The following is a 20,450-nucleotide window of genomic DNA, read 5'->3' as shown; positions in this document are numbered from 1 at the left end:
GGCCCCGGGGCCGCTCAGGCGCCCGCCGCCAGGCCGGCCGCCAGCTGCCGGTGGCGGTACTCGCCCGGTGCCACGCCGGTCCATTTCTTGAACGCGCGGTGGAAGGTGCTCGGCTCCGAGTAGCCGAGGCGCAGCGCCACCTGGTGCAGCGGCAGGTCGGAGCGTTCCAGCAGGCCGATGGCCGCGTCGCGGCGCAGGTCGTCCTTGATGCTCTGGTAGCCGCGGCCTTCCTCGCGCAGGCGCCGCCGCAGGGTCTGCGGCGTGAGCTGCAGGGTGGCGGCCACCGCCTCCAGCGAGGGCAGTTCGCCGTCGAGCTGGCAGCGCAGCTGGCGGCGGATGCGCTCGGCCAGGCCGCAGTCGTCGCGGTAGCGCACCAGCAGGTCGCGCGGCGCGCTGCGCAGGAAGCGCTGCAGGCTGCTGGCGTCCTGCGCCAGCGGCAGGCGCAGCCAGGCCGCGTCGAAGTGCAGCGCGGTGCGCGGCCGCCCGTAGGCGACCTCGGCGCCGAAGATGCGTTCGGTGTCGTGGCGCTGCGCGTGCGGCGCCGCGCTCAACTCGACGGCGCTGATCGGCAGGCGGCGCGCCAGCAGCCAGCACAGCAGCCCGTAACCGTGGAACACGAAGGTCGATTCGGCGAAGCGGCTGCAGGGCGTGGCGGGCGCCTGCGGCACCAGCACCAGGCTGGCGCAGCCGTCCTGTACCCGCAGGCGGGGGGCGAAGTCGTCGATCAGCAGGCGGTAGTGGCGGACCAGCGCGCGCAGGGCGTCGCCCAGCGTGGCGCAGTGGATGGCCGCCGCGCAGGCCTGGGCGAGGGCGCCCGGCAGCACCGGGCGCGACAGCAGGCCGCAGAACTCGTCGCGCATGACGCGCCGCAGCGAACGCATCAGCGCCGCGTACTGGCCCTGGCTGACGCGCGCGCTGGGCGACAGCAGCAGGGCCGGCGAGATGCCCGCGCGGCGCAGCAGCGCGTCGATATCGTGGCCGAGCCGCTGGGCGCCGAGCAGGATCTGCTCGACATGCTGCACTGCAATGGTGTGGCGCGCCTGGGCGCAGCCGTCGGCGGCATGCGGTGCCACGCGGCTGGCGGCGTGCGCGCGGGCGGCGGGTGCCAGCAGCGGCATGGCGGGGGGCGGCGGTGCTGCGCGTCCGCCGGACATCGCACGGTGCATGGGTCTCCTCTTCTGGTCGCCTTCGGGTCGCGCTCGCGGGACTGGCCCGCGCCGTTGCAGGCAATTTGCCGCAGCCGGCCGGCGCGTGCAATCCGCATTTGCCGAAGGCAGCCTTTGCCCTGAACGATTCGGCCAATCATTTTGGGCCGATTGGTCATTGTCCACGCGGCGCAGCATCGCGCAATCTTCGCCTGTTCGTGACCGAAGGCAACAGACCGAGGCAAGGAGGAGGCAAGATGCAGGCAAATCGTCGCCAGGTGCTGTATCGGCTGGCAGCCGCACCGCTGCTGCTGGCGGGCATGGCCCTCGGGCCGGCCGCGGCCCAGACCGCCGCGTCCGCCCCCGCGGCAGCGTTCCCGCGCCGTCCGGTGCGCATCGTCGTGCCCTATCCGGCCGGCGGCGCCACCGACGTGCTGGCGCGCGCCATCGCCGAGCCGCTGGGCAAGCAGTGGCAGCGCCCCATCGTGGTGGAGAACAGGCCCGGCGCGAGCGGCATGATCGGCGCCGACGCGGTGGTCAAGGCACCGCCCGACGGCCATACGCTGCTGCTGACCCTGACCGGCGTGGTGCAGGTGCCCAGCCAGTACGCCAAGCCGCCCTTCGATCCGCTCAAGGACCTGGCACCGGTGTCGGAGCTGGCCACCACGCATCTGGTCGTGACCGGCAACGCCGACATGCCCGCCTCGCTGGCAGGCTTCGTCGCCGAGGCCAGGCGTCGCCCGCACCACTATTCCTACGGCACCTATGGCACGGGCTCCGGCGCCCACCTCTATATGGAGGTGTTCACCGCCGCCGCCGGCCTCGACATGATCCACGTGCCCTACAAGGGCGAGGCGCCGCTGTTCAACGACCTGCTGGGCAAGCAGGTGTCGCTGGCCACGGTATCGCCGATGGCGCTGCGCCAGCACCTGGCCTCGGGCAAGGTGCGTCCGCTGGCGGTGACCGGAAGCACCCGCTCGCCGCTGCTGCCCGACGTGCCGACCTTCGCCGAGCAGGGTTTCGCCGGCCTCGACGGGCCCGGCTGGTTCGGCCTGTTCGCGCCGGCCGGCACGCCGGCCGCCATCGTCGACAGGGTCTCGGCCGACGTCAACGCCGTGCTGGCCGGCCCCGATATCCGCCGGCGCATGGACGAACTGGGGGTGCTGGTGAAAGGCACCAGGCCGGCGGAGTTCGCCAAGGTGGCCGCCGCCGACCACCGCTACTGGTCCGCGCTGGTGCGCAAGCTCGACCTGCGCATGGACTGAGGGACTGAGCGGCGCATGGGCCATCACAAAGACAACCAGGGAGGAAAAGGGATGCAGGAGGCAGTCAGCATGCAAGGATGCGGCCGCGTGGCCGGGCTGTTCGCACGTCGGGGCCGGTCCGGCCGGTCCGCTCTGTCCGGGCTGTGGCTCGGCGCGCTGGTCGCCGGCCAGCTGGCCATGTCCGGCGCGGCCGCGGCCCAGCCCGTCCAGGCCTTTCCCAGCAAGCCGGTGCGCATCGTCGTGCCCTATCCGGCCGGCGGCGCCACCGACGTGCTGGCGCGCGCCATCGCCGAGCCGCTGGGCAAGCAGTGGCAGCGCCCCATCGTGGTGGAGAACAAGCCCGGCGCGAGCGGCATGATCGGTGCCGACGCGGTGGCCAAGGCGGCGCCCGACGGCCACACCGCGCTGCTCACCATCACCACCCTGGTGCAGGCGCCCAGCCTCTACGCCAAGGCGCCGGTCGACCCGGTCAGGGACTTCGTGCCGGTGTCGGAACTGGGTACCACCAGCCTGGTACTGGCGGTCCATCAGTCGGTGCCGGCCAGCACCCTGGCCGAATTCATCGCCCTGGTGCGCGCCGCTCCCGGCAAGTATTCCTACGGCTCCTTCGGCACCGGGTCCAGCGGCCACCTGTACGGCGAGATCTTCAAGGAGTCGGCCCGCCTCGACATGACCCATGTGTCCTACAAGGGCGAGGCCGCCGAACTCAACGACCTGCTGGGCGGCCAGGTGCCCGCCGCCATCATCTCGGTGATGGGCGCCAAGCCGCATGTGGCCAGCGGCCGCCTGCGCGCGCTGGCGGTGACCGGCCCGGCGCGTGCGCCCCAGTTGCCGGGCGTGCCGACCTTCGCCGAGGCGGGCATCGGCGGCATGGAGTCGATGGGCTGGTTCGGCCTGCTGCTGCCGGCGGCGACGCCGCGGCAGATCGTCGACAAGTACGCCGCCGACGTGAACCGCATCCTGGCCACGCCGGCGCTGCGCGGGCGCATGGGCGAGATGGGCGTGGTGCTCAGCGGCAGCACACCGGACGCGTTCGCCCAGACCGTGCAGAGCGACTACGCGCGCTGGGGCAAGGTGATCCGTACCCGCAATATCCGCTTCGACTGAAGGCCCGATCCCGCGGCGGGGGCACGCAGTTCCTCCCGACGCGCTGCATTTCCGCTTGAACCCACTGGCACGATATGACGCAGTCCCCGCATTCCAGCGCCGCCCAGGCGTCCAGCCCCGCTCCCCGCCGCTCCCCGTTCTGGCCGACCGGCCTGCCCGCGGAAGCGCACATCCCGCGCACCAGCCTGGTCTACAACGTCGAAGCGGCGGCGCGCCGCTATCCCGACAAGACGGCCATCCAGTACTTCAGCCGCGCGATCCGCTACGCCGAGCTGCATGCGCAGATCGAGCGCATGGCGGGCTACCTGCAGCGCGCCTGCGGGGTCGGTCCCGGCGACCGCGTGCTGCTCTACAGCCAGAACTGTCCGCAGTTCATCATTGCCTACTACGCCATCCTGCGTGCCGAGGCGGTGGTGGTGCCGGCCAACCCGATGTGGCTGACCGACGAACTGGCGCACGTGGCCGGCGACAGCGGCGCGCGCGTGGCGTTCGCTGCGGCCGAGCTGTACGAGCGGCTGGCACCGCTGCACGGCGAGGCGCTGCCGCATGTGATCGTGCACGACTATGCCGACATGCTGCCCGAGCCGGCGCAGGAGGCGGACGGCCCGTCCGTGCCCGCCTGGCTGCGCGAGCGCGCGCCGCTGTCGGCGCGGGCCCCGGCCGGCTGTACGCTGGTGCGCTGGCAGGATGCCGAGGCGGCCGGCCTGGTCCCGCTGCCGCACGCCGCCGGTTTCGACACCCTGTGCATGCTGGCCTACACCTCGGGCACCACCGGCCATCCCAAGGGCTGCATGCACACCCACGGCACCCTGATGAGCGCGGCGGTGGGTTCGCAGATCTGGCGCAGCAACACGCCCGAGGCGGTCTTCCTGTCGGTGGCGCCGATGTTCCACCTGCTGGGCATGCAGAACGGCATCCACGCGCCGCTTTACCTGGGTGCCACCATCGTGCTGCTGCCGCGCTGGGAGCGTGCGCTGGCAGCAGACATGATCGAGCGCTACCGGGTTTCCAACTGGGGCGCGCCGCCAGCCATGCTGGTCGACTTCTTTTCGCAGCCGGGCATCCTGGAGCGCGACCTGTCGAGCCTGGCCTTCCTCGGCGGTGGCGGGGCGGCCATGCCCGACGCCGTGGCCAATATGCTGCAGGAGCGCTTCGGCCTGGGCTACGTCGAAGCCTACGGCCTGACCGAGACCGCCGCCTTCCTGCTCTCCAACCCACGCCAGCGGCCCAAGCGCGAATGCCTCGGCATCGCCACCTTCGGCGTCGACGCGCGCGTGATCGATCCGCACAGCGGCGCCGAGCTGCCCCAGGGCGAGCTGGGCGAGATCGTCGCCAGCGGGGCCCAGGTGATGCGCGGCTACTGGCGCAACCCGGAGGCGGACGCCGAGACCTTCATCGAGATCGACGGCAAGCGCTTCCTGCGCACCGGCGACCTGGGCTTCATCGATGCGGATGGCTACTTCTTCATGCGCGATCGCCTCAAGCGCATGATCAACGCCTCCGGCTTCAAGGTGTGGCCGGCCGAGGTGGAAAACCTGCTGTACGGGCACCCGGCCGTCCATGAAGCCTGCGTGATCGCCGCCAAGGACGCGCGGCGGGGCGAGACCGTCAAGGCGGTGATCGCCCTCAAGCCGGGCATGCAAGGGCGCGATGAGGCCGGCGCCGAACAGATCATGCAGTGGTGCCGCGAGCGCCTGGCCGCCTACAAGGTGCCGCGCCTGGTGGAGTTCGTCGAGGCGCTGCCGAAGTCGGGCACCGGCAAGATCCAGTGGCGCGCGCTGCAGGAGGCCGAGAATGCCGCGCCGGCGCGCGCGGTGGAGTAGGCGGCGGACGGCAACGGGCGACAACGGGCGGCAGCGGACGACAAGCGGTGGCCGCGGGCAGGCCCGCCGCCCGCGGCAGGGCGGGGCCGGACAGGCAAGAAGAGGGCGCCGGCGCGCCCCGCAACGAGAACGAGGAGACAGCAATGGACAAGCAGAGAAGGCAGTGGCTGGCACAGGCCGCCGCACTGGGCGGCGGCGCCGCATTGACGAGCTGGGGCGTGCGCGCCCAGGGCGACTACCCGGCACGCCCGCTGCGCCTGGTGGTGCCGTATCCGGCCGGCGGCGGCACCGACACCGTGGCGCGGCTGATCGGGCAGAAGCTGTCACAGAACTGGGGCCAGCCGGTGGTGGTGGACAACAAGCCCGGCGCCAGCGGCATGCTGGGCAACGACATCGTCGCCAAGGCCGCGCCGGATGGCTATACCGTGCTGCTCGGCATCACGGCGATGATCCAGTCGCCCGGCCTGTACAAGAAGATTCCCTACAACGTCGAGCGCGACTTCGCGCCGGTCTCGCTGGTGGCGCGCTCGTCGGACCTGTTCGTGGTGCCCAACCGCGTGCCGGCGCGCACGCTGGCGGAGTTCGTCGCGTTGGCCAAGGCCAGCCCCGGCAAGCTCAGCTATGGCTCCTACGGCAACGGTACCTCGGCCCACCTGCACGGCGAGCAGCTCAAGATGCGTGCCGGCATCGACCTGGTCCACATTCCCTACAAGGGGGCCGCGCCGCTGGTCAGCGACGTGCTGGGCGGGCAGGTGGACTCCGCCTTCGTCGACGTCACCTCCGCCAATGCCTACGTGACTTCCGGCAAGTTCCGCGTGCTGGCCATCACCGGCACGCAGCGCCACAAGGCGCTGCCGGCGGTGCCGACCTTCGCCGAGGCGGGCTTCGCCGGCTTCGAGCCGAACGGCTGGTTCGCCTTCTTCCTGCCCGCCGGCGCGCCGCGCGACGTTTCGTCGCGCTTGTCGGCGGAGATCGTGCGCATCACCCGCCTGCCCGATGTGTCGCAGCGGCTGGCCGACATGGGGCTGCAGCCGGTGGGCTCGACCCCGGAAGAACTGGCCGCGGTGGTCGCGACCGATACGCCCAAGTGGGCGCGCATCGTGCGCGATGCCCATATCCAGCTCGATTGAAGCGGCCCGCCGCGGCCGCCACGTGACAGGCCACAGGAGACTCCGATGGAAACCATCCGCTACGCCGTCGAGGACGGCATCGCCACGCTGACGCTGGACTACCCGGCACGCAAGAACGCCCTCAACGGCACCATGCGCCGCGAGATCGGCGAGGTGATCCACGGCCTGCGCCAGGACAGCTCGGTGCGCGCCCTGATCCTGACCGGCGCCGGCACCGACTTCTGTTCCGGTGGCGACATCAGCACGATGAAGGGCCAGATCAGCGCCGACCAGGGGCGCCAGCGCCTGGCAGCCATCCACCCGTGGCTGGAAGACCTGATCCAGCTCGACCGCCCGGTCATCGCCGCCGTCGACGGCGCCGCCTTCGGTGCCGGCTTCAGCCTGGCGCTGACCGCCGACATCGTGCTGGCCACGCCGCGCGCGCGCTTCGCGCTGCCCTTCCTGCGCCTCGGCCTGATTCCCGATTGTGGCGCTTTCTACACGCTGCCGCGCATGATCGGCCTGCAGCGCGCCAAGGCCTTGATGTTCTCGATGCGGGAGCTGAGCGCCGAGGCGGCGCGCGACGAGGGCATCGTCATGGAGATCGTGCCGGCCGAGGCCCTGCAGGCACGCGCGCGCGCCATCGCCGCCGCCTTCACCGAGGCCTCGCCGGTGGCGCTGGCGTTGACCAAGCGGGCACTCAACGCATCGCTCAACCAGGACTTGCACAGCATGCTCGAGATGGAGGCGGACGGGCAGGGCATCGCCTTCGCCACCGAGTACCGCGAGCAGGCGGCGACGCGCTTCCTCGACAAGCAGCCGGCGCGCTATCGCTGGCCGGACTGACCAGGACCGCGCGGGCGCCGGCACAAGACACAGGCACAGGACACAGCACAGGAGACAGGCCGATGGAGAGCGTGTGCGTGGTGGGCGTGGCCATGGTGCCGTTCCACGAGCCGGGCGCGGGCGGCAGCGAAGCCGCGCTGGGCGCGCGCGCCGCGCGCGCGGCGCTGGACGACGCCGGGCTGTCCTATGCCCAGGTCGAGCAGGCCTATGCCGGCCACGCCTGCGGCGATCCCTTCGGCGGCCAGCGCGCGCTGTATGGCCTGGGCATGACCGGCATCCCGGTGGTCAATGTCAGCAGCCACGACGCGAGCGGTGCGGTGGCCTTGTTCCTCGCGCGGCAGGCGGTCGCCTGCGGTGCGGTGGAATGTGCGTTGGCGCTGGGCTTCGACCAGCCCGGGGCGGGCGCCTCGGCGGACCTGCCGGAGGCCTTCCTCGATGCGCTCGACGATCTGCAGGGCTTCGATCCGGAAGTGCCATGCGAGGCCCAGTTCTTCGGCGGTGCCGCGCGGGCCTATATGCGCGAGCATGGGCTGCGGGCGGAGACACTCGGGCGCATCGCGGTCAAGGCCCGCCGGCATGGTGCGCGCAATCCGGGCGCGCTGGCGCGCACGCCGCTCGGCCTGGCCGAGGTGATGGCCTCGCCCACCGTGTTCGCGCCGCTGACCCGCCTGCAGTGCTGCCGGCCCGCCAGCGGGGCCGCCGCCGCGGTGCTCTGCTCGCCCGTCTTCGCGCGCCGGCACGGTCTGCCGCGGCAGGTCGAGATCGCTGCCCAGGCGATGGCCTCGGCCCTGCCGTCCGCGCTCGAGGGAGCCGACCTGCGCTGCCTGGCGGGCGCCGACATGGCGCAGGCGGCGGCGCGCCAGGTCTATGAAGCCGCGGGCCTCGGCCCCGCCGACCTCGACCTGGTCGAACTGCACGACAGCGCGACCGCCAATGAGCTGATCACCTATGAGGCGCTCGGGCTGACGGCGCCGGGCACGGCCGAGCGCTTCGTGCTCGACGGCGGCAATACCTACGGCGGCGCGATCGTGACCAATCCGTCCGGCGGCCTGCTGGCGCGCGGCAACCCGCCCGGGGCGACCGGGCTGGCGCAGTGCGCCGAGCTGGTGTGGCAGCTGCGCGGCAGCGCCGGGGCGCGCCAGGTCGAGGGTGCCCGTATTGCATTGCAGCACACGCTTGGACTCGGCGGCGCCTGCGTCGTCGGGCTTTACCGCGCGGCGGGCCGATGATGGCCAGGCCGCCCCGGCAGCCGGTCGCGGCGGCCTTCCGCCGCAACCGGCCATGACCCAATCCGCATTCATCCCAACTGCAACGAACCAGGAGAAAGACCATGGGAGCGCAAGACAGACACAATGAAATGGCGCCGCGGCCCACCCCGTGGATGACCGACGACCTGCGCCTGTTCCAGGAAACCGTGCGGCGCTTCATCGAGCGCGAGCTGGCGCCCCACGAGGCGCGCTGGGCGGAGCGCGGCTATATCGACCGCGAGGTGTGGAACCGCGCCGGCGAGGTCGGCCTGCTGTGTGCCAGTATTCCCGAGGAATACGGCGGCGGCGGCGGCAACTTCGCCCATGAGGCGGTGATCACCATGGAAATGGCGCGCGCCATCGTCTCCAGCCTGGGTAACGGCGTGCACAGCGGCATCGTGGCGCATTACCTGCTCAACTACGGTACCGAGGAGCAGAAGCGCAAGTGGCTGCCGAAGATGGCCACGGGCGAGCTGGTGGCCGCCATCGCCATGTCGGAGCCCGGCGCGGGCTCCGACCTGAAGTCCGTGCGCACCCGCGCGGTGCGTGAAGTGACCCAGGATGGCGAATGCTATCGCATCAACGGTGCGAAGACCTTCATCACCAACGGCTATCACGCCGACCTGGTGTGCGTGGTCGCCAAGACCGACCCGGAGGCCGGCGCGCGCGGCGTGTCGCTGATCATGGTCGAGACGCGTGACCTGCCGGGCTTCCGCCGCGGCCGGATCCTGGAGAAGATCGGGCAGAAGGGGCAGGACACGGCCGAGCTGTTCTTCGATGACGTGCGCGTGCCGGTGGCCAACCTGCTCGGCGAGACGGAGGGGCAGGGCTTCTACCAGCTGATGCAGCAGCTGCCGCAGGAGCGCATGATCATCGCGCTCGGCGCGGTGGCCAGCATGCATCGCGCGATCGAGCTGACCACGGACTACGTGCGCGAGCGCAAGGTGTTCGGCCAGCCGCTGCTGGACCTGCAGAACACCCGCTTCAAGCTGGCGGAGTGCAAGACCAATGCCACCATTGCCGCCACCTTCGTTGACGACTGCATGGTGCGGCTGATGGACGGCAAGCTCGACGCCGCCACCGCCGCCATGGCCAAGTGGTGGTGCTCGCAGCGCAACTGCGAGGTCATCGACGAATGCCTGCAGCTGCATGGCGGCTATGGCTACATGCTGGAGTACCCGATCGCGCGCATGTACGCCAATGCGCGCGTCAGCAAGATCTATGGCGGCTCCAACGAGATCATGAAGGAGCTGGTGGCGCGCACGTTGTAGCCACGCCGCGCTGCATGCATCCGCGCTCGTGCGAATGCACTAGGGCGTTCGCAGTAGACCGCCCGCAATCGCTTGTGCCGCCGGCCTTCGTGCCGGCGTTCTCTTTGGGCCTGAGGTTTCTCGTTACAAAAGCACCTGTGCACGCCCGCGGCATAAGGTGTAAGGTGTGACCAGAAAGTGGTCGGATAGACCGACAGAAGCGGGTGGGGGAGCGCAATCATCGCCGGCGGCTTCATCGCTTGGCGCACTAGCAAATGCAGGGATCGCGCATCCGTTGCACATTTGCAGCGATCGAAAAAAGTGCGTCAACTCTCTCCTCCGCTCCGCCGTTATTTGACTATGATGAAGTAAAGAATTCGCAACTTTGCCAGCTTCCGTCAGGCCGGGGTGGCGGAACCGTCAATGCTGGCGTGCAGTCTCAGGTAGTAATACACCTTCGCCTCGGACGATTCGCTGACGGGAGTGAGGTATGGACATTTTCGGCCACTACGCATCGCGCTTCGAAGCCCGCAAGGAAGAGGAGTACAGCATCCAGGAGTACCTGGATATCTGCAAGAAGGACCCTTCTGCCTATGCGACTGCCGCCGAGCGCATGCTCGCGGCGATCGGCCAGCCGGAGCTGGTGGATACCCACCACGATCCCAGGCTGTCGCGGCTCTTCTTCAACAAGGTCATCAAGATCTATCCTGCGTTCCGCGAGTTCTACGGCATGGAGGACACGATCGAACAGATCGTCTCCTTCTTCAAGCATGCCGCGCAAGGGCTGGAGGAACGCAAGCAGATCCTCTACCTGCTCGGGCCCCCGGGGGGCGGCAAGTCCTCGCTCGCCGAGAAGCTGAAGGCGCTGATGGAGCAGATCCCCATCTACGCGCTGAAGGGTTCGCCCATCCACGAGTCCCCGCTAGGGCTGTTCGCGCCCGAGGAGGACGGCAAGATCCTGGAGGAAGACTACGGCATACCGGTCCGCTACCTGAGTACCATCGCTTCGCCCTGGGCGGTCAAGCGGCTGCACGAATTCAACGGCGACATCACCCGCTTCCGCGTGGTCAAGCTGCGCCCGTCGGTGCTGTCGCAGATTGCGATTTCGAAGACGGAGCCCGGCGATGAAAACAACCAGGACATTTCCTCGCTGGTCGGCAAGGTCGATATTCGCAAGCTGGAAGACTACCCGCAGGACGATCCGGATGCTTACTCGTATTCCGGCGGGCTGTGCCTTGCCAACCGTGGCCTGCTCGAGTTCGTCGAGATGTTCAAGGCGCCCATCAAGGTACTGCACCCGCTGCTGACGGCGACGCAGGAGGGCAACTACAAGGGCACGGAAGGCTTCGGCGCGATCCCCTTCGACGGCGTCATCCTGGCGCACTCGAACGAGGCGGAGTGGCAGTCGTTCAAGTCCGACAAGAACAACGAGGCTTTCCTCGACCGCATCTACATCGTCAAGGTGCCGTACTGCCTGCGCGTGTCGGACGAGGTCAAGATCTACGACAAGCTGCTGCGCAACAGTTCGCTGACGGCCGCGCCATGCGCGCCCAGCACGCTGAAGATGATGGCGCAGTTCGCGGTGCTGACGCGGATCAAGGAGCCGGAGAATTCCAACATCTTCTCGAAGATGCGGGTCTATGACGGCGAGAACCTGAAGGACGTGGACCCCAAGGCCAAGTCCTATCAGGAGTACCGCGACTACGCCGGCATCGACGAGGGCATGACCGGGCTGTCCACGCGCTTTGCCTTCAAGGTGCTGTCGAAGGTCTTCAACTTCGACAATACCGAGGTGGCGGCCAATCCGGTGCACCTGCTCTACGTGCTCGAGCAGCAGATCGAGCGCGAGCAGTTCCCGCCGGATGCCGAGTCCAAGCTGATGTCCTACATCAAGGAGTACCTGACCACGCCTTACGTGGAGTTCATCGGCAAGGAGATCCAGACGGCCTACCTGGAATCGTATTCGGAGTACGGGCAGAACATCTTCGACCGCTATGTGGTGTTCGCCGATCTCTGGATCCAGGACCAGGAATACCGCGACCCGAATACCGGCGAGATCCTCGACCGCAACGCGCTGAATGACGAACTCGAGAAGGTGGAGAAGCCCGCGGGCATCTCCAACCCGAAGGACTTCCGCAATGAGATCGTCAACTTCGTGCTGCGGGCGCGCGCCAACAACGGTGGCAAGAACCCGAACTGGACCAGCTACGAGAAGTTGCGCATGGTGATCGAGAAGCGGATGTTCTCGACCACGGAAGACCTGCTGCCGGTGATCTCGTTCAACGCCAAGTCTTCGCGAGAAGACCAGGAAAAGCACGAGAACTTCATCAACCGCATGGTGGAGAAGGGCTACACACCGAAGCAGGTCAGGCTGCTGGTGGAGTGGTACCTGCGCGTGAGGAAATCGTCGTAACGGCGCCAGGACGAGGCCTACAACCGAGGACGATCCTATGGCCACGGTCATCGATCGGCGCGAGAACGGCGGTGGCAAGAGTACCGTCAACAAGCAGCGCTTCATCAAGCGCTACCGGGAGCAGATCCGTCAGGCGGTGGCGAAGGCGGTGTCGGGCCGGAAGATCATGGACATCGAGCAGAGCGGGCAGGTGTCCATTCCGGTCAAGGACATCTCCGAACCCGTCTTCCACCACGGCCACGGCGGGCGGCGCGAGTGGGTCCACCCGGGCAACAAGAAGTTCGTCCGGGGGGACAGCTTCGACCGCCAGCAGCAGGGCGGCGGTGGCGGCGGCTCCCAGGCGAGCGACTCGGGGGAGGGCGAGGACGATTTCGTCTTCACGCTTTCCCGCGAGGATTTCCTCAATTTCTTCTTCGAGGACATGGCGCTGCCGGACATGGCCAAGCGCCACCTGGCCAAGATTGCGGAAGTGCGCAAGGTGCGCGCCGGCTTCTCGCTGGACGGCACGCCGTCCAACCTGTCGATCCTGCGCACCATGCGCAGTTCGCTGGGGCGGCGTATCGCGCTCTCCAGTCCCTACCAGCGCAAGCTGCGCGAGCTGGAGCACGAGTACGGCGAAGTGCTCGAGCAGGACGGCCCTTATGGCGAGCGCGCGCTCGAGCTGATGCAGGAGATGCGCCACCTGCGTTCCTGCCTGGACCGGGTGCCCTTCATCGAGAAGCTGGACCTGCGCTACAACAACCGGGTGCTGCGCAAACGTCCGCAGGCGCAGGCGGTGATGTTCTGCGTGATGGACGTGTCGGGCTCGATGGACGAGAGCCGCAAGGATCTCGCCAAGCGCTTCTTCATGCTGCTCTACCTGTTCCTGAAGCGCAACTACGAGCGCATCGACGTGGTCTTCATCCGGCACCACACGGTGGCCAAGGAAGTGGAGGAGGACGATTTCTTCCATTCGCGCGAGTCCGGCGGCACCGTGGTGTCGAGCGCGCTCAAGCTGATGGCCGAGGTGATCCAGAACCGCTATCCGCCCAGCCAGTGGAATATCTACTGCGCCCAGGCATCGGACGGCGACAACTGGGCCGGCGATTCGGAACTGTGCGGCCGCCTGCTGCGCGAGTCCATCCTGCCGCTGGTGCAGTACTACGCCTATGTGGAAGTTGCGTCCGAGGAACCACAGAATCTCTGGGAAGAGTATCTTACGGTGAAGGCCGGGCACGAGAACTTCGCGATGCAGCGCATCATCACCGCGGACGAGATCTATCCGGTCCTGCATGACCTGTTCCAGAAGCGGGCGGCGTGACGCGATTGCCGGCGGATGAGCGCCGCCGGCCGCCGCAGCCCCGGGAGCGGGGAGCGCATCGCAGACGCAGCCAACGGGAGCGCATATGGCTTATCTCTCCACCGGTTCGGAGTGGACCTTCGAGCTGATCCGGCGCTATGACCAGGAAATCGCCCGCATCGCCGGCGAATTCGGCCTGGATACCTACCCGAACCAGATCGAGATCATCACCGCCGAGCAGATGCTGGACGCCTATGCGTCGGCCGGGCTGCCGGTCGGCTACAGCCACTGGTCCTACGGCAAGCATTTCCTCGCCTCGGAGCGCAGCTACCAGCGCGGCCACATGGGGCTGGCCTACGAGATCGTCATCAACTCGAATCCGTGCATCGCCTACCTGATGGAGGAGAACACCATGCCCATGCAGGCGCTGACCATCGCGCACGCCTGCTACGGCCACAACTCCTTCTTCAAGGGCAACTACCTGTTCCGCACCTGGACCAACGCGGACGCCATCATCGACTACCTGCTGTTCGCCAAGAACTACGTGGCGGAATGCGAGCAGCGCTATGGCGAGCAGGAGGTGGAAGCGCTGCTCGACTCCTGCCACGCGCTGCAGAACTACGGCGTGGACCGCTACAAGCGCCCCAAGAAGCTGTCGATCACCGAGGAAAAGGCGCGCCAGGCGGAGCGCGAGAACTACCTGCAGATGCAGGTCAACGACCTGTGGCGGACCCTGCCCAAGCACCGCTCGCACGCGCTCGCCACCGAGGACGAGGCGCCGGAGCCGGAACCGCAGTTCCCGCCGGAGCCGCAGGAGAACCTGCTCTACTTCATCGAGAAGAACGCGCCCAAGCTGCAGCCGTGGCAGCGCGAGATCGTGCGCATCGTGCGCAAGGTCGCGCAGTACTTCTACCCGCAGCGGCAGACCAAGGTGATGAACGAGGGCTGGGCGACCTTCTGGCACTACACCATCCTGCACCGGCTGTACGACGAGAAGCTGGTCAACGACGCCTTCATGCTGGAGCTGCTGCAGGCGCATACCAACGTCATCTACCAGCCGCCGTACCACAGCCCCTACTACAGCGGCCTCAATCCCTACACGCTCGGCTTCCTGATGTTCCAGGACATCCGCCGCATCTGCGAGGACCCGACCGAGGAAGACCGCCGCTGGGCGCCCGAGATCGCCGGCAGCGACTGGCACCAGACGCTGGACTTCGCCATGCGCAACTTCAAGGACGAGAGCTTCCTGCTGCAGTTCCTCTCGCCGCGCGTGATCCGCGAATTGAAGCTGTTCTCGGTGCTGGACGATGACCGCGAGGGCAAGCTGCGCGTGACCGCCATCCACGATGACGAGGGCTACCGCCTGATCCGCCAGCTGCTGGCCAGCCAGTACGACCTGTCGAACATGGAACCCAATATCCAGGTGACCAATGTCGACGTCGGCGGCGACCGTTCGCTGACGCTGCGGCACCTGCAGAGCAGCCGGCGTCCGCTGGCGCACAACTACGAAGAGGTCGTGCGCCATGTGACGCGGCTGTGGGGCTTCACCACGCGGCTGGAAGTGGTGTACGAGGACGGCCGCCGCGAAATGAAGTACGAATGCCGGCCGGAGCGCCGGCACCGCAAGGCCGCCTAGCGTTGTTTATGGCTGCTTAGGGCCGCTTAGGGCCGCTTAGGGCCGCTTAGTCGCGGCGCGCGGCCGCCGTCGGCAAGGCCGCGGTCGCGAGCAGTGCTTGCGCGGCCCACTGGCCGCTGAGGGCGGCCGCGTCGGTGAAGGGCGCGTTCAGGTAGTCGCCCGCCAGGAAAACGCGCTGCCCGCCGGCCGGCCGGCGGGTGCGGTAGGCCTGCACGTCCCGCGCATGGCCGACGTCGGCGCACGGCATCGCGTGTTCCCAGCGCGACACCAGGCAATCGGCCAGCGCGTGTGAGATCCCCGGCAGATACCCCTCCAGTTCCGGCAGCACGTCGGCCAGCACGCTGGCGTCGCTGGCGCCCAGGCGCGCGGCCGCGGCGCTGTCGCTGAGCATCACATTGATCACCTGCGCGCCGTCCGGGGCGGGTCCCAGCTTGCCGGCCTCCAGCGCGATGGCGGCAATGTGACGCCGCTCCGTGCGCGGCACGAGCAGGCCATACAGGTTCTGCAGGGCGGGGGGCGGGCGGAAGCCGGGACGGGTCAAGAGGCCGAGATTGATGGTGCGGCTGTACGGCGTTTCCATCAGCCGGCGCGCAAGCGTGTCGGCGTCGCGCCAGGCGCGGCGGGCGTGTGGCGCGGGCATCGCGCAGACCAGGTAGTCGGCGCGCGCCTCGAAGCCCGGCCCGCTGGCACGCACGCCCTGGCCGTCCTGCACGATCTGCTCGACCCGGTGGCCGTAGCTGACCGGCAGCGACTGCGCCAGCTTGTGCGGCAGGCTCTGCATGCCGCTGGCCAGGGCGGTGGTGGCCTGGCGGCGCCAGCCGAAGGCGCTCACCTGCAAGGCCAGTGCGGCCGAGGTCGTTTCGGGGTCGAGGAAATAGAAGCCGTGCAATACCGGCTCGCTGACATAGGCCAGTGCGCCGCCGGCGCGCCGCCGCCCGAGCCAGGTGGCGGCCGATTCGCGGTCGAAGTCGGCCCAGGCGCCCAGGTCATTGAGCGCAAGGGTGCCGAGCGGGCCGCGCACGCCCCATAGCGCCATGCCCATGCGCAGCCACTCGGCCGTGCCGAGCAGGCCGCTGCGCAGCGGATCGGTGGCATGGGTGGCGCGCAGGCGGCGCGGCCGGCCGGCGCGCACCACGGCGCTGGCCGTGCTGGCGAGCGGGCGCGCCGGCGCCAGCCCGACGGCAGCGGCCAGCTGCGGCACCGCCGTATAGCCGGACGACAGGAACTGGGCGCCGCGCTCGAACAGGTGCTGTCCCGCTGCCACCGTGCTCATCCGCCCCCCCGGGGCATCGCCGGCTTCCAGCACGCGCACGCGCAGGCCGGCCTGCGCCAGATGCCAGGCGGCGGCCAGGCCGGCGATGCCGGCACCCACCACCAGCACCGAAGCGGGCTGGCCCTGGTGGGAGGCAGGGCCCGTGCCGCTGGGCAGCGGCGGTCCGGCGTGGGGGGAGAGGGGAGCGGGGGAGGCCGGTGCGGCGGGGAGGTCGGTCGGTGCGGACATCGCGGGGCGGCAGGTGGTGGCTGGTGGTAGCGGTCGATGGTGGCCGGTCGGGAAGCAGGACGGCCGGGCGAGGTCGGCGCCGGCCGGTGTGCGACAATCCTGCGGCAACGCGGCCCGCTTGCCTACTCGCTTTCCCCTCAGGTTTCGCCCCGGCCTCCCGGCCCGGTCCATGTCCGGGCTGCCGCGCTTGCCGCTGCGCCGCAGCGCGGCCGGGTCGCCCCCCGCTCGATCCGACCCGAACCGATGTCCACCGCCGCTCCTCCCGCCGAGCCCGCCCGGCGCCGCAAGCCCACGCAATCACGTGCCCGCTTCACCGTCGATGCCATCCTGGATGCCGCCGCACGGCTGCTGGCCGGGCAGGAGCACGAGGACGGCGCGGCGCCGTCCACCGACCGTATCGCCGAGCTCGCCGGCGTGTCGATCGGCACGCTCTACCAGTATTTCCCGGACCGCGATGCCATCGTGCGGGCGCTGGTCCAGCGGGAACGCGAGGCCGCGCTGGCCAGGCTCGACGAGCTGGTCGCACAGGGCGCGCAGGCGCTGGCTGGCCGCAGCGATGGCCCGCCTTGCGGCGATGCCGCCCGGCAAGGGATGCGCGCGCTGCTGCGGGCCTATGTGGCGGCCTACGTGCGCAGCTTCGGCGGCGAAGGCGCGGCGGGACGGGCGCTGGCGCGGCTGGCGTGGCGCCACGATCGGGAGGAGGATGCGCTGGTCGCGCTGCGCGCGGCCGGGGAACGCCTCGCCGCCCAGTTGCAGGCGCTCGAGATGCCGGGCCTGCGCGTGCCGGGGCCGGCCCAGATGTACGTGCTGACGCGGGCGCTGTTCGGCAGCGTGCGCGCCGCCTCGCTGGAGCGTTCTCCCCTGCTCGGCACCGCTGCCTTCGAGGCGGAACTGGTGCGCCTGTGCTGGGCGATGCTGTGGGACGAGGGCCACGGCGCCTGAGACCGCGCCGGCGGGCCACGGCCTGCCCCCCCGTGGCCCGCGGCCCGCGTTCAGTCCAGCGTGACGCCCGAGTCCTTCACCACCTTGTGCCAGCGCTCGATCTCGCGCGACAGGTACTTGCCGTAGGCTTCCGGCGTCGAGCCGAGGGGCTCGGCCCCCTGCGCGGCCAGGCTGGCGCGCAGTTCGGGCGAGGCCAGCGCCTTCATCACCGCGGCATTGAGCCGCTGCACCACCTCGGCCGGCGTGTGCGCCGGCACCAGCATGCCCTGCCAGGCGCCGACCTCGAAGCCGGGCATCGCGGCCTCGCCTACCGTGGGCACCTCGGGGAGCTGGGAGCTGCGCGCGCTGCTGGTGACCGCCAGGGCCTTGAGCCGCTTGTCGCGGATGAAGGGCAGGGACGAGTTGATGGTGTCGGTCATGAACTGCACCTGGCCGCCCACCAGGTCGTTCAGCGCCGGCGCGCTGCCCTTGTAGGGTGCGTGCACGGCGGAGAGTCCGTTGGCCTGCAGGAAGAGGAAGGCGGCCAGGTGGGTGACGTTGCCGTTGCCGGCCGAGCTGTAGGTCAGCTTGCCGGGATGGGCCTTGGCGTACTGGATGAACTCCTTGACGTTGTTCACCGGCAGCTGGGCGTTGACCTCCAGCACCAGCGGCACCACCGCGGTCAGCGCCACCGGGGCGAAGTCGCGGCGCACGTCATAGGCGAGCTTGCGGTACAGCGCGGGACTGAGCGCGATCGACGAGGTGTTGTACAGCACGGTGTAGCCGTCCGCCGGGGCCTTGGCCACCATCTCGGCGGCGATGTTGCCGTTGGCGCCGGGACGGTTGTCGACCATGACCTGCTGGCCGAAGCTCTCGCTCATCTGTTTCGCGATCACGCGCGAGACCAGGTCGGTCGGCCCGCCGGCGGGGAAGGGCACGACCAGGCGGATCGGGTGGGCGGGGAAGTCGCTGGCCGCCTGCGCGGCGCCGGCGGTCCAGGGGCCGAGCGCGGCCAGCGTGGCGAGCGAGGCCGCCAGCCAGGTTCTACGGTTGGGCATCGGGTGTCTCCTCCTTGTGTTGGGTGGCCGGCGCACCGCCGCGAGGCGCCGCGCGGCCTCAGCGGCCCGCCAGCAGCCGGCGTGCCGCGTACGTCATGACCTTCTCTGCGCGCTGGTTGAAGACCTCGATGGTCGAGTCGACCACGGCGCGCCCGCTGCGCGAGGTGGGGCGGATGGCGTCGACCGTGACCGTGGCCCGGATGGTGTCGCCCACCACCACCGGCGCGAGGATCTTCTGCTGCAGTTCCAGCATGGCCAGGCCCGTGCCCTGGATCATGGTCTGCAGGATGAAGCCCTCGATCAGCGTATAGGTCAGCGCCGCCGGCACCGGGCGGCCGGGGATGGCGCCGGCCTCATAGCCGTCCTCGATGAAGATGGCCTCCAGCATGCCGGTCACCGAGATGAAATTGACCAGGTCGGTCTCGGTCACGGTGCGGCCGAAGGTCTGGAAGGCCTGGCCTTCCTTCAGGTCCTGCCAGTAGAAGCCCTGGCCCAGCCGGGGCAGCTGCATCGGCGTCATGTCGTCTCCTTGTCGTTGTCGTTGTCGTTGCCCGCGCCGGCGCAGACCGCCGCGCCGCTGCGTACCAGCGCCTCGAGCTGCGCCGCGTCGAGCCCGGCGGCCAGCAGCTCGGCGCGGGTATGCTCGCCCAGGCGGGGCGGCATGCCGACCGCGCCGCGCTCACCGTCGAAACGCACCGGCGCGCCGGGAAAGCGCAGGGTGCCGAGAGCGGGATCCTGCAGGCGGGAGAAGAAACCGGTCGCCTGCAGGTGCGGATCGTCGGGCAGTTCGTCCAGCCCGTTGACCTTGGCCACCGGGATCTGCAGCGATTCGCACAGCGCCAGCCAGGCGGCGGTGGTGCGGCTGCGCACGATCTCGCCGGTAAGCTCGTACAGGGTCTCGATGTGCCGCGTGCGTGCACCGATGTCGGCGAAGCGCGCGTCGGCGGCCAGGTCCGGGCGGCCCGCCGCGGTGAAGAAGTCGCGCCAGTGGGCATCGGTGTACGGCATCATGCAGACGTGGCCGTCCGCGCTCTGGTAGGGCCGGCGCAGCGGCGCCAGCACGCGCGGGTAGCCGGCCGGGGCGCGCGGCGGCTCGAAGTGCCGGCCGTAGAAATGCTCGACGAGGTTGAAGGCGGCCATCGTCTCGAACATCGGCACTTCCACCAGGGTGCCGCGTCCGTCGCGCGCCGGCCGCCCGGCCAGCGCGGCGGCGATCGACAGCGCCGCCACCAGTCCGCTGGTCTTGTCGGCGGCGATGGTGGGGAAGTAGCGCGTCGAGCCGGTCTGTGCCGCCATCAGCGCGGCGTTGCCGGACAGGCCCTGGATGATGTCGTCGTAGGCGGGGCGACCGCCGTAGGGGCCGTCCTGGGCGAAGCCGAGCAGGCTGACATAGACGAGGCGCGGATGGCGCGCCATGACCTCGGCCGGATCGAGGCCCAGGCCGCCGAGTTTCTGCGGGCGCATGCTGTGCAGGAATACGTCGGCGCCGGCCAGCAGGCGGTCGAGCGCGTCCTGTGCGGCGGGCTGCTTGAGGTCGAGCACCACGCTTTTCTTGCTGCGGTTGACGCCCAGGAAGATGGCCGCCATGCCGGCCTCGGCGCCGGGACCGGTGCGGCGCGTGGAATCGCCGCCGGGCGCCTCCACCTTGATCACTTCGGCGCCCAGGTCGGCCAGCCACTGGCTGGCGTAAGGACCCATGACGACGGTGGAAAGATCGATCACGCGGATGCCCGCGAGTGGCTGCATGCCCTGTCTCCTGTCGGTCTGTGGGCGGCGCCGGGCCGGCGTCGCGATGTCGGCCAAGAGTAGATCAGCGGGGCTATCGCGTCTAATATTAGATTTTTAGCTTT

At 69.5% G+C, this 20,450-nt stretch carries 16 protein-coding genes; 11 read left to right on the top strand and 5 right to left on the bottom strand.

The window, feature by feature from the left end:
• Nucleotides 1-14: 14 nt before the first annotated feature.
• Nucleotides 15-1,166: an AraC family transcriptional regulator gene (locus tag BKK81_RS18725; protein ID WP_071016700.1), complete on the bottom strand. Its 1,152-nt coding sequence runs from the start codon at nt 1,164-1,166 to the stop codon at nt 15-17.
• 236 nt (nt 1,167-1,402) lie between these two features.
• Between BKK81_RS18725 and BKK81_RS18720 the strand changes: the two genes are divergently transcribed.
• The 10 genes from BKK81_RS18720 (at nt 1,403) to BKK81_RS18675 (ending at nt 15,120) form a co-directional block, all read left to right on the top strand.
• Nucleotides 1,403-2,410: a tripartite tricarboxylate transporter substrate binding protein gene (locus BKK81_RS18720; protein WP_071016698.1), complete on the top strand. Its 1,008-nt coding sequence runs from the start codon at nt 1,403-1,405 to the stop codon at nt 2,408-2,410.
• 177 nt (nt 2,411-2,587) lie between these two features.
• The gene (locus tag BKK81_RS18715) at nt 2,588-3,517 is read left to right on the top strand and encodes a tripartite tricarboxylate transporter substrate binding protein (RefSeq protein ID WP_197524057.1); all 930 of its coding nucleotides are present in this window, start codon (nt 2,588-2,590) and stop codon (nt 3,515-3,517) included.
• A 74-nt stretch (nt 3,518-3,591) separates the two neighbouring features.
• A complete protein-coding gene (locus BKK81_RS18710; protein ID WP_071016696.1) occupies nt 3,592-5,340 on the top strand; it encodes a long-chain fatty acid--CoA ligase in 1,749 nt (582 codons plus the stop codon).
• A 143-nt stretch (nt 5,341-5,483) separates the two neighbouring features.
• Nucleotides 5,484-6,470 (top strand): tripartite tricarboxylate transporter substrate binding protein, encoded by a 987-nt coding sequence (locus tag BKK81_RS18705; RefSeq protein WP_071016694.1) that lies wholly within the window; start codon nt 5,484-5,486, stop codon nt 6,468-6,470.
• A 45-nt stretch (nt 6,471-6,515) separates the two neighbouring features.
• The gene (locus BKK81_RS18700) at nt 6,516-7,295 is read left to right on the top strand and encodes an enoyl-CoA hydratase/isomerase family protein (protein WP_071016692.1); all 780 of its coding nucleotides are present in this window, start codon (nt 6,516-6,518) and stop codon (nt 7,293-7,295) included.
• Nucleotides 7,296-7,357: 62 nt separating this feature from the next.
• The gene (locus BKK81_RS18695) at nt 7,358-8,524 is read left to right on the top strand and encodes a thiolase C-terminal domain-containing protein (RefSeq protein WP_071016690.1); all 1,167 of its coding nucleotides are present in this window, start codon (nt 7,358-7,360) and stop codon (nt 8,522-8,524) included.
• Between the two features lie 101 nt (nt 8,525-8,625).
• Nucleotides 8,626-9,813 (top strand): acyl-CoA dehydrogenase family protein, encoded by a 1,188-nt coding sequence (locus tag BKK81_RS18690; protein WP_071016689.1) that lies wholly within the window; start codon nt 8,626-8,628, stop codon nt 9,811-9,813.
• 469 nt (nt 9,814-10,282) lie between these two features.
• Nucleotides 10,283-12,205: a PrkA family serine protein kinase gene (locus tag BKK81_RS18685; protein ID WP_071016687.1), complete on the top strand. Its 1,923-nt coding sequence runs from the start codon at nt 10,283-10,285 to the stop codon at nt 12,203-12,205.
• Between the two features lie 37 nt (nt 12,206-12,242).
• On the top strand, nt 12,243-13,505 hold the full coding sequence (locus tag BKK81_RS18680) for a YeaH/YhbH family protein (protein ID WP_071016685.1): 1,263 nt from the start codon (nt 12,243-12,245) through the stop codon (nt 13,503-13,505).
• Nucleotides 13,506-13,590: 85 nt separating this feature from the next.
• Entirely contained in the window at nt 13,591-15,120 is a 1,530-nt protein-coding gene (locus tag BKK81_RS18675) for a SpoVR family protein (protein WP_071016684.1), read from the top strand.
• Nucleotides 15,121-15,166: 46 nt separating this feature from the next.
• Here BKK81_RS18675 and BKK81_RS18670 read toward each other — a convergent pair whose 3' ends face one another.
• Nucleotides 15,167-16,621, bottom strand: coding sequence for a protoporphyrinogen/coproporphyrinogen oxidase (locus tag BKK81_RS18670; RefSeq protein ID WP_083384248.1), 1,455 nt, complete (start codon nt 16,619-16,621; stop codon nt 15,167-15,169).
• A gap of 243 nt (nt 16,622-16,864) precedes the next feature.
• On the opposite strand from BKK81_RS18670, the gene BKK81_RS18665 reads away from it, so the two are divergent.
• On the top strand, nt 16,865-17,563 hold the full coding sequence (locus BKK81_RS18665; protein ID WP_071016680.1) for a TetR/AcrR family transcriptional regulator: 699 nt from the start codon (nt 16,865-16,867) through the stop codon (nt 17,561-17,563).
• Nucleotides 17,564-17,613: 50 nt separating this feature from the next.
• Here the strand turns inward: BKK81_RS18665 and BKK81_RS18660 are convergent, their stop codons facing one another.
• Genes BKK81_RS18660 through BKK81_RS18650 form a run of 3 tightly spaced genes read right to left on the bottom strand, consistent with a single transcriptional unit; the run spans nt 17,614 to nt 20,346 of the window.
• Nucleotides 17,614-18,600, bottom strand: coding sequence for a Bug family tripartite tricarboxylate transporter substrate binding protein (locus BKK81_RS18660; RefSeq protein ID WP_071016678.1), 987 nt, complete (start codon nt 18,598-18,600; stop codon nt 17,614-17,616).
• Between the two features lie 58 nt (nt 18,601-18,658).
• Nucleotides 18,659-19,120 carry a MaoC family dehydratase gene (locus BKK81_RS18655; RefSeq protein WP_071016676.1) on the bottom strand — a complete coding sequence of 154 codons (462 nt, stop codon included), beginning with the start codon at nt 19,118-19,120 and terminating at the stop codon, nt 18,659-18,661.
• Nucleotides 19,117-20,346 carry a CaiB/BaiF CoA transferase family protein gene (locus tag BKK81_RS18650; protein WP_071016674.1) on the bottom strand — a complete coding sequence of 410 codons (1,230 nt, stop codon included), beginning with the start codon at nt 20,344-20,346 and terminating at the stop codon, nt 19,117-19,119. The genes BKK81_RS18655 and BKK81_RS18650 overlap by 4 nt, the downstream gene beginning before the upstream one ends.
• Nucleotides 20,347-20,450 lie beyond the last annotated feature (104 nt).

It is taken from the genome of Cupriavidus sp. USMAHM13 (genome assembly GCF_001854285.1).
Classification (GTDB): Bacteria; Pseudomonadota; Gammaproteobacteria; order Burkholderiales; family Burkholderiaceae; genus Cupriavidus; species Cupriavidus malaysiensis.
The sequence above is the reverse complement of the archived record's forward strand: the minus strand, read 5'-3'. Positions and strand labels throughout refer to the sequence as shown.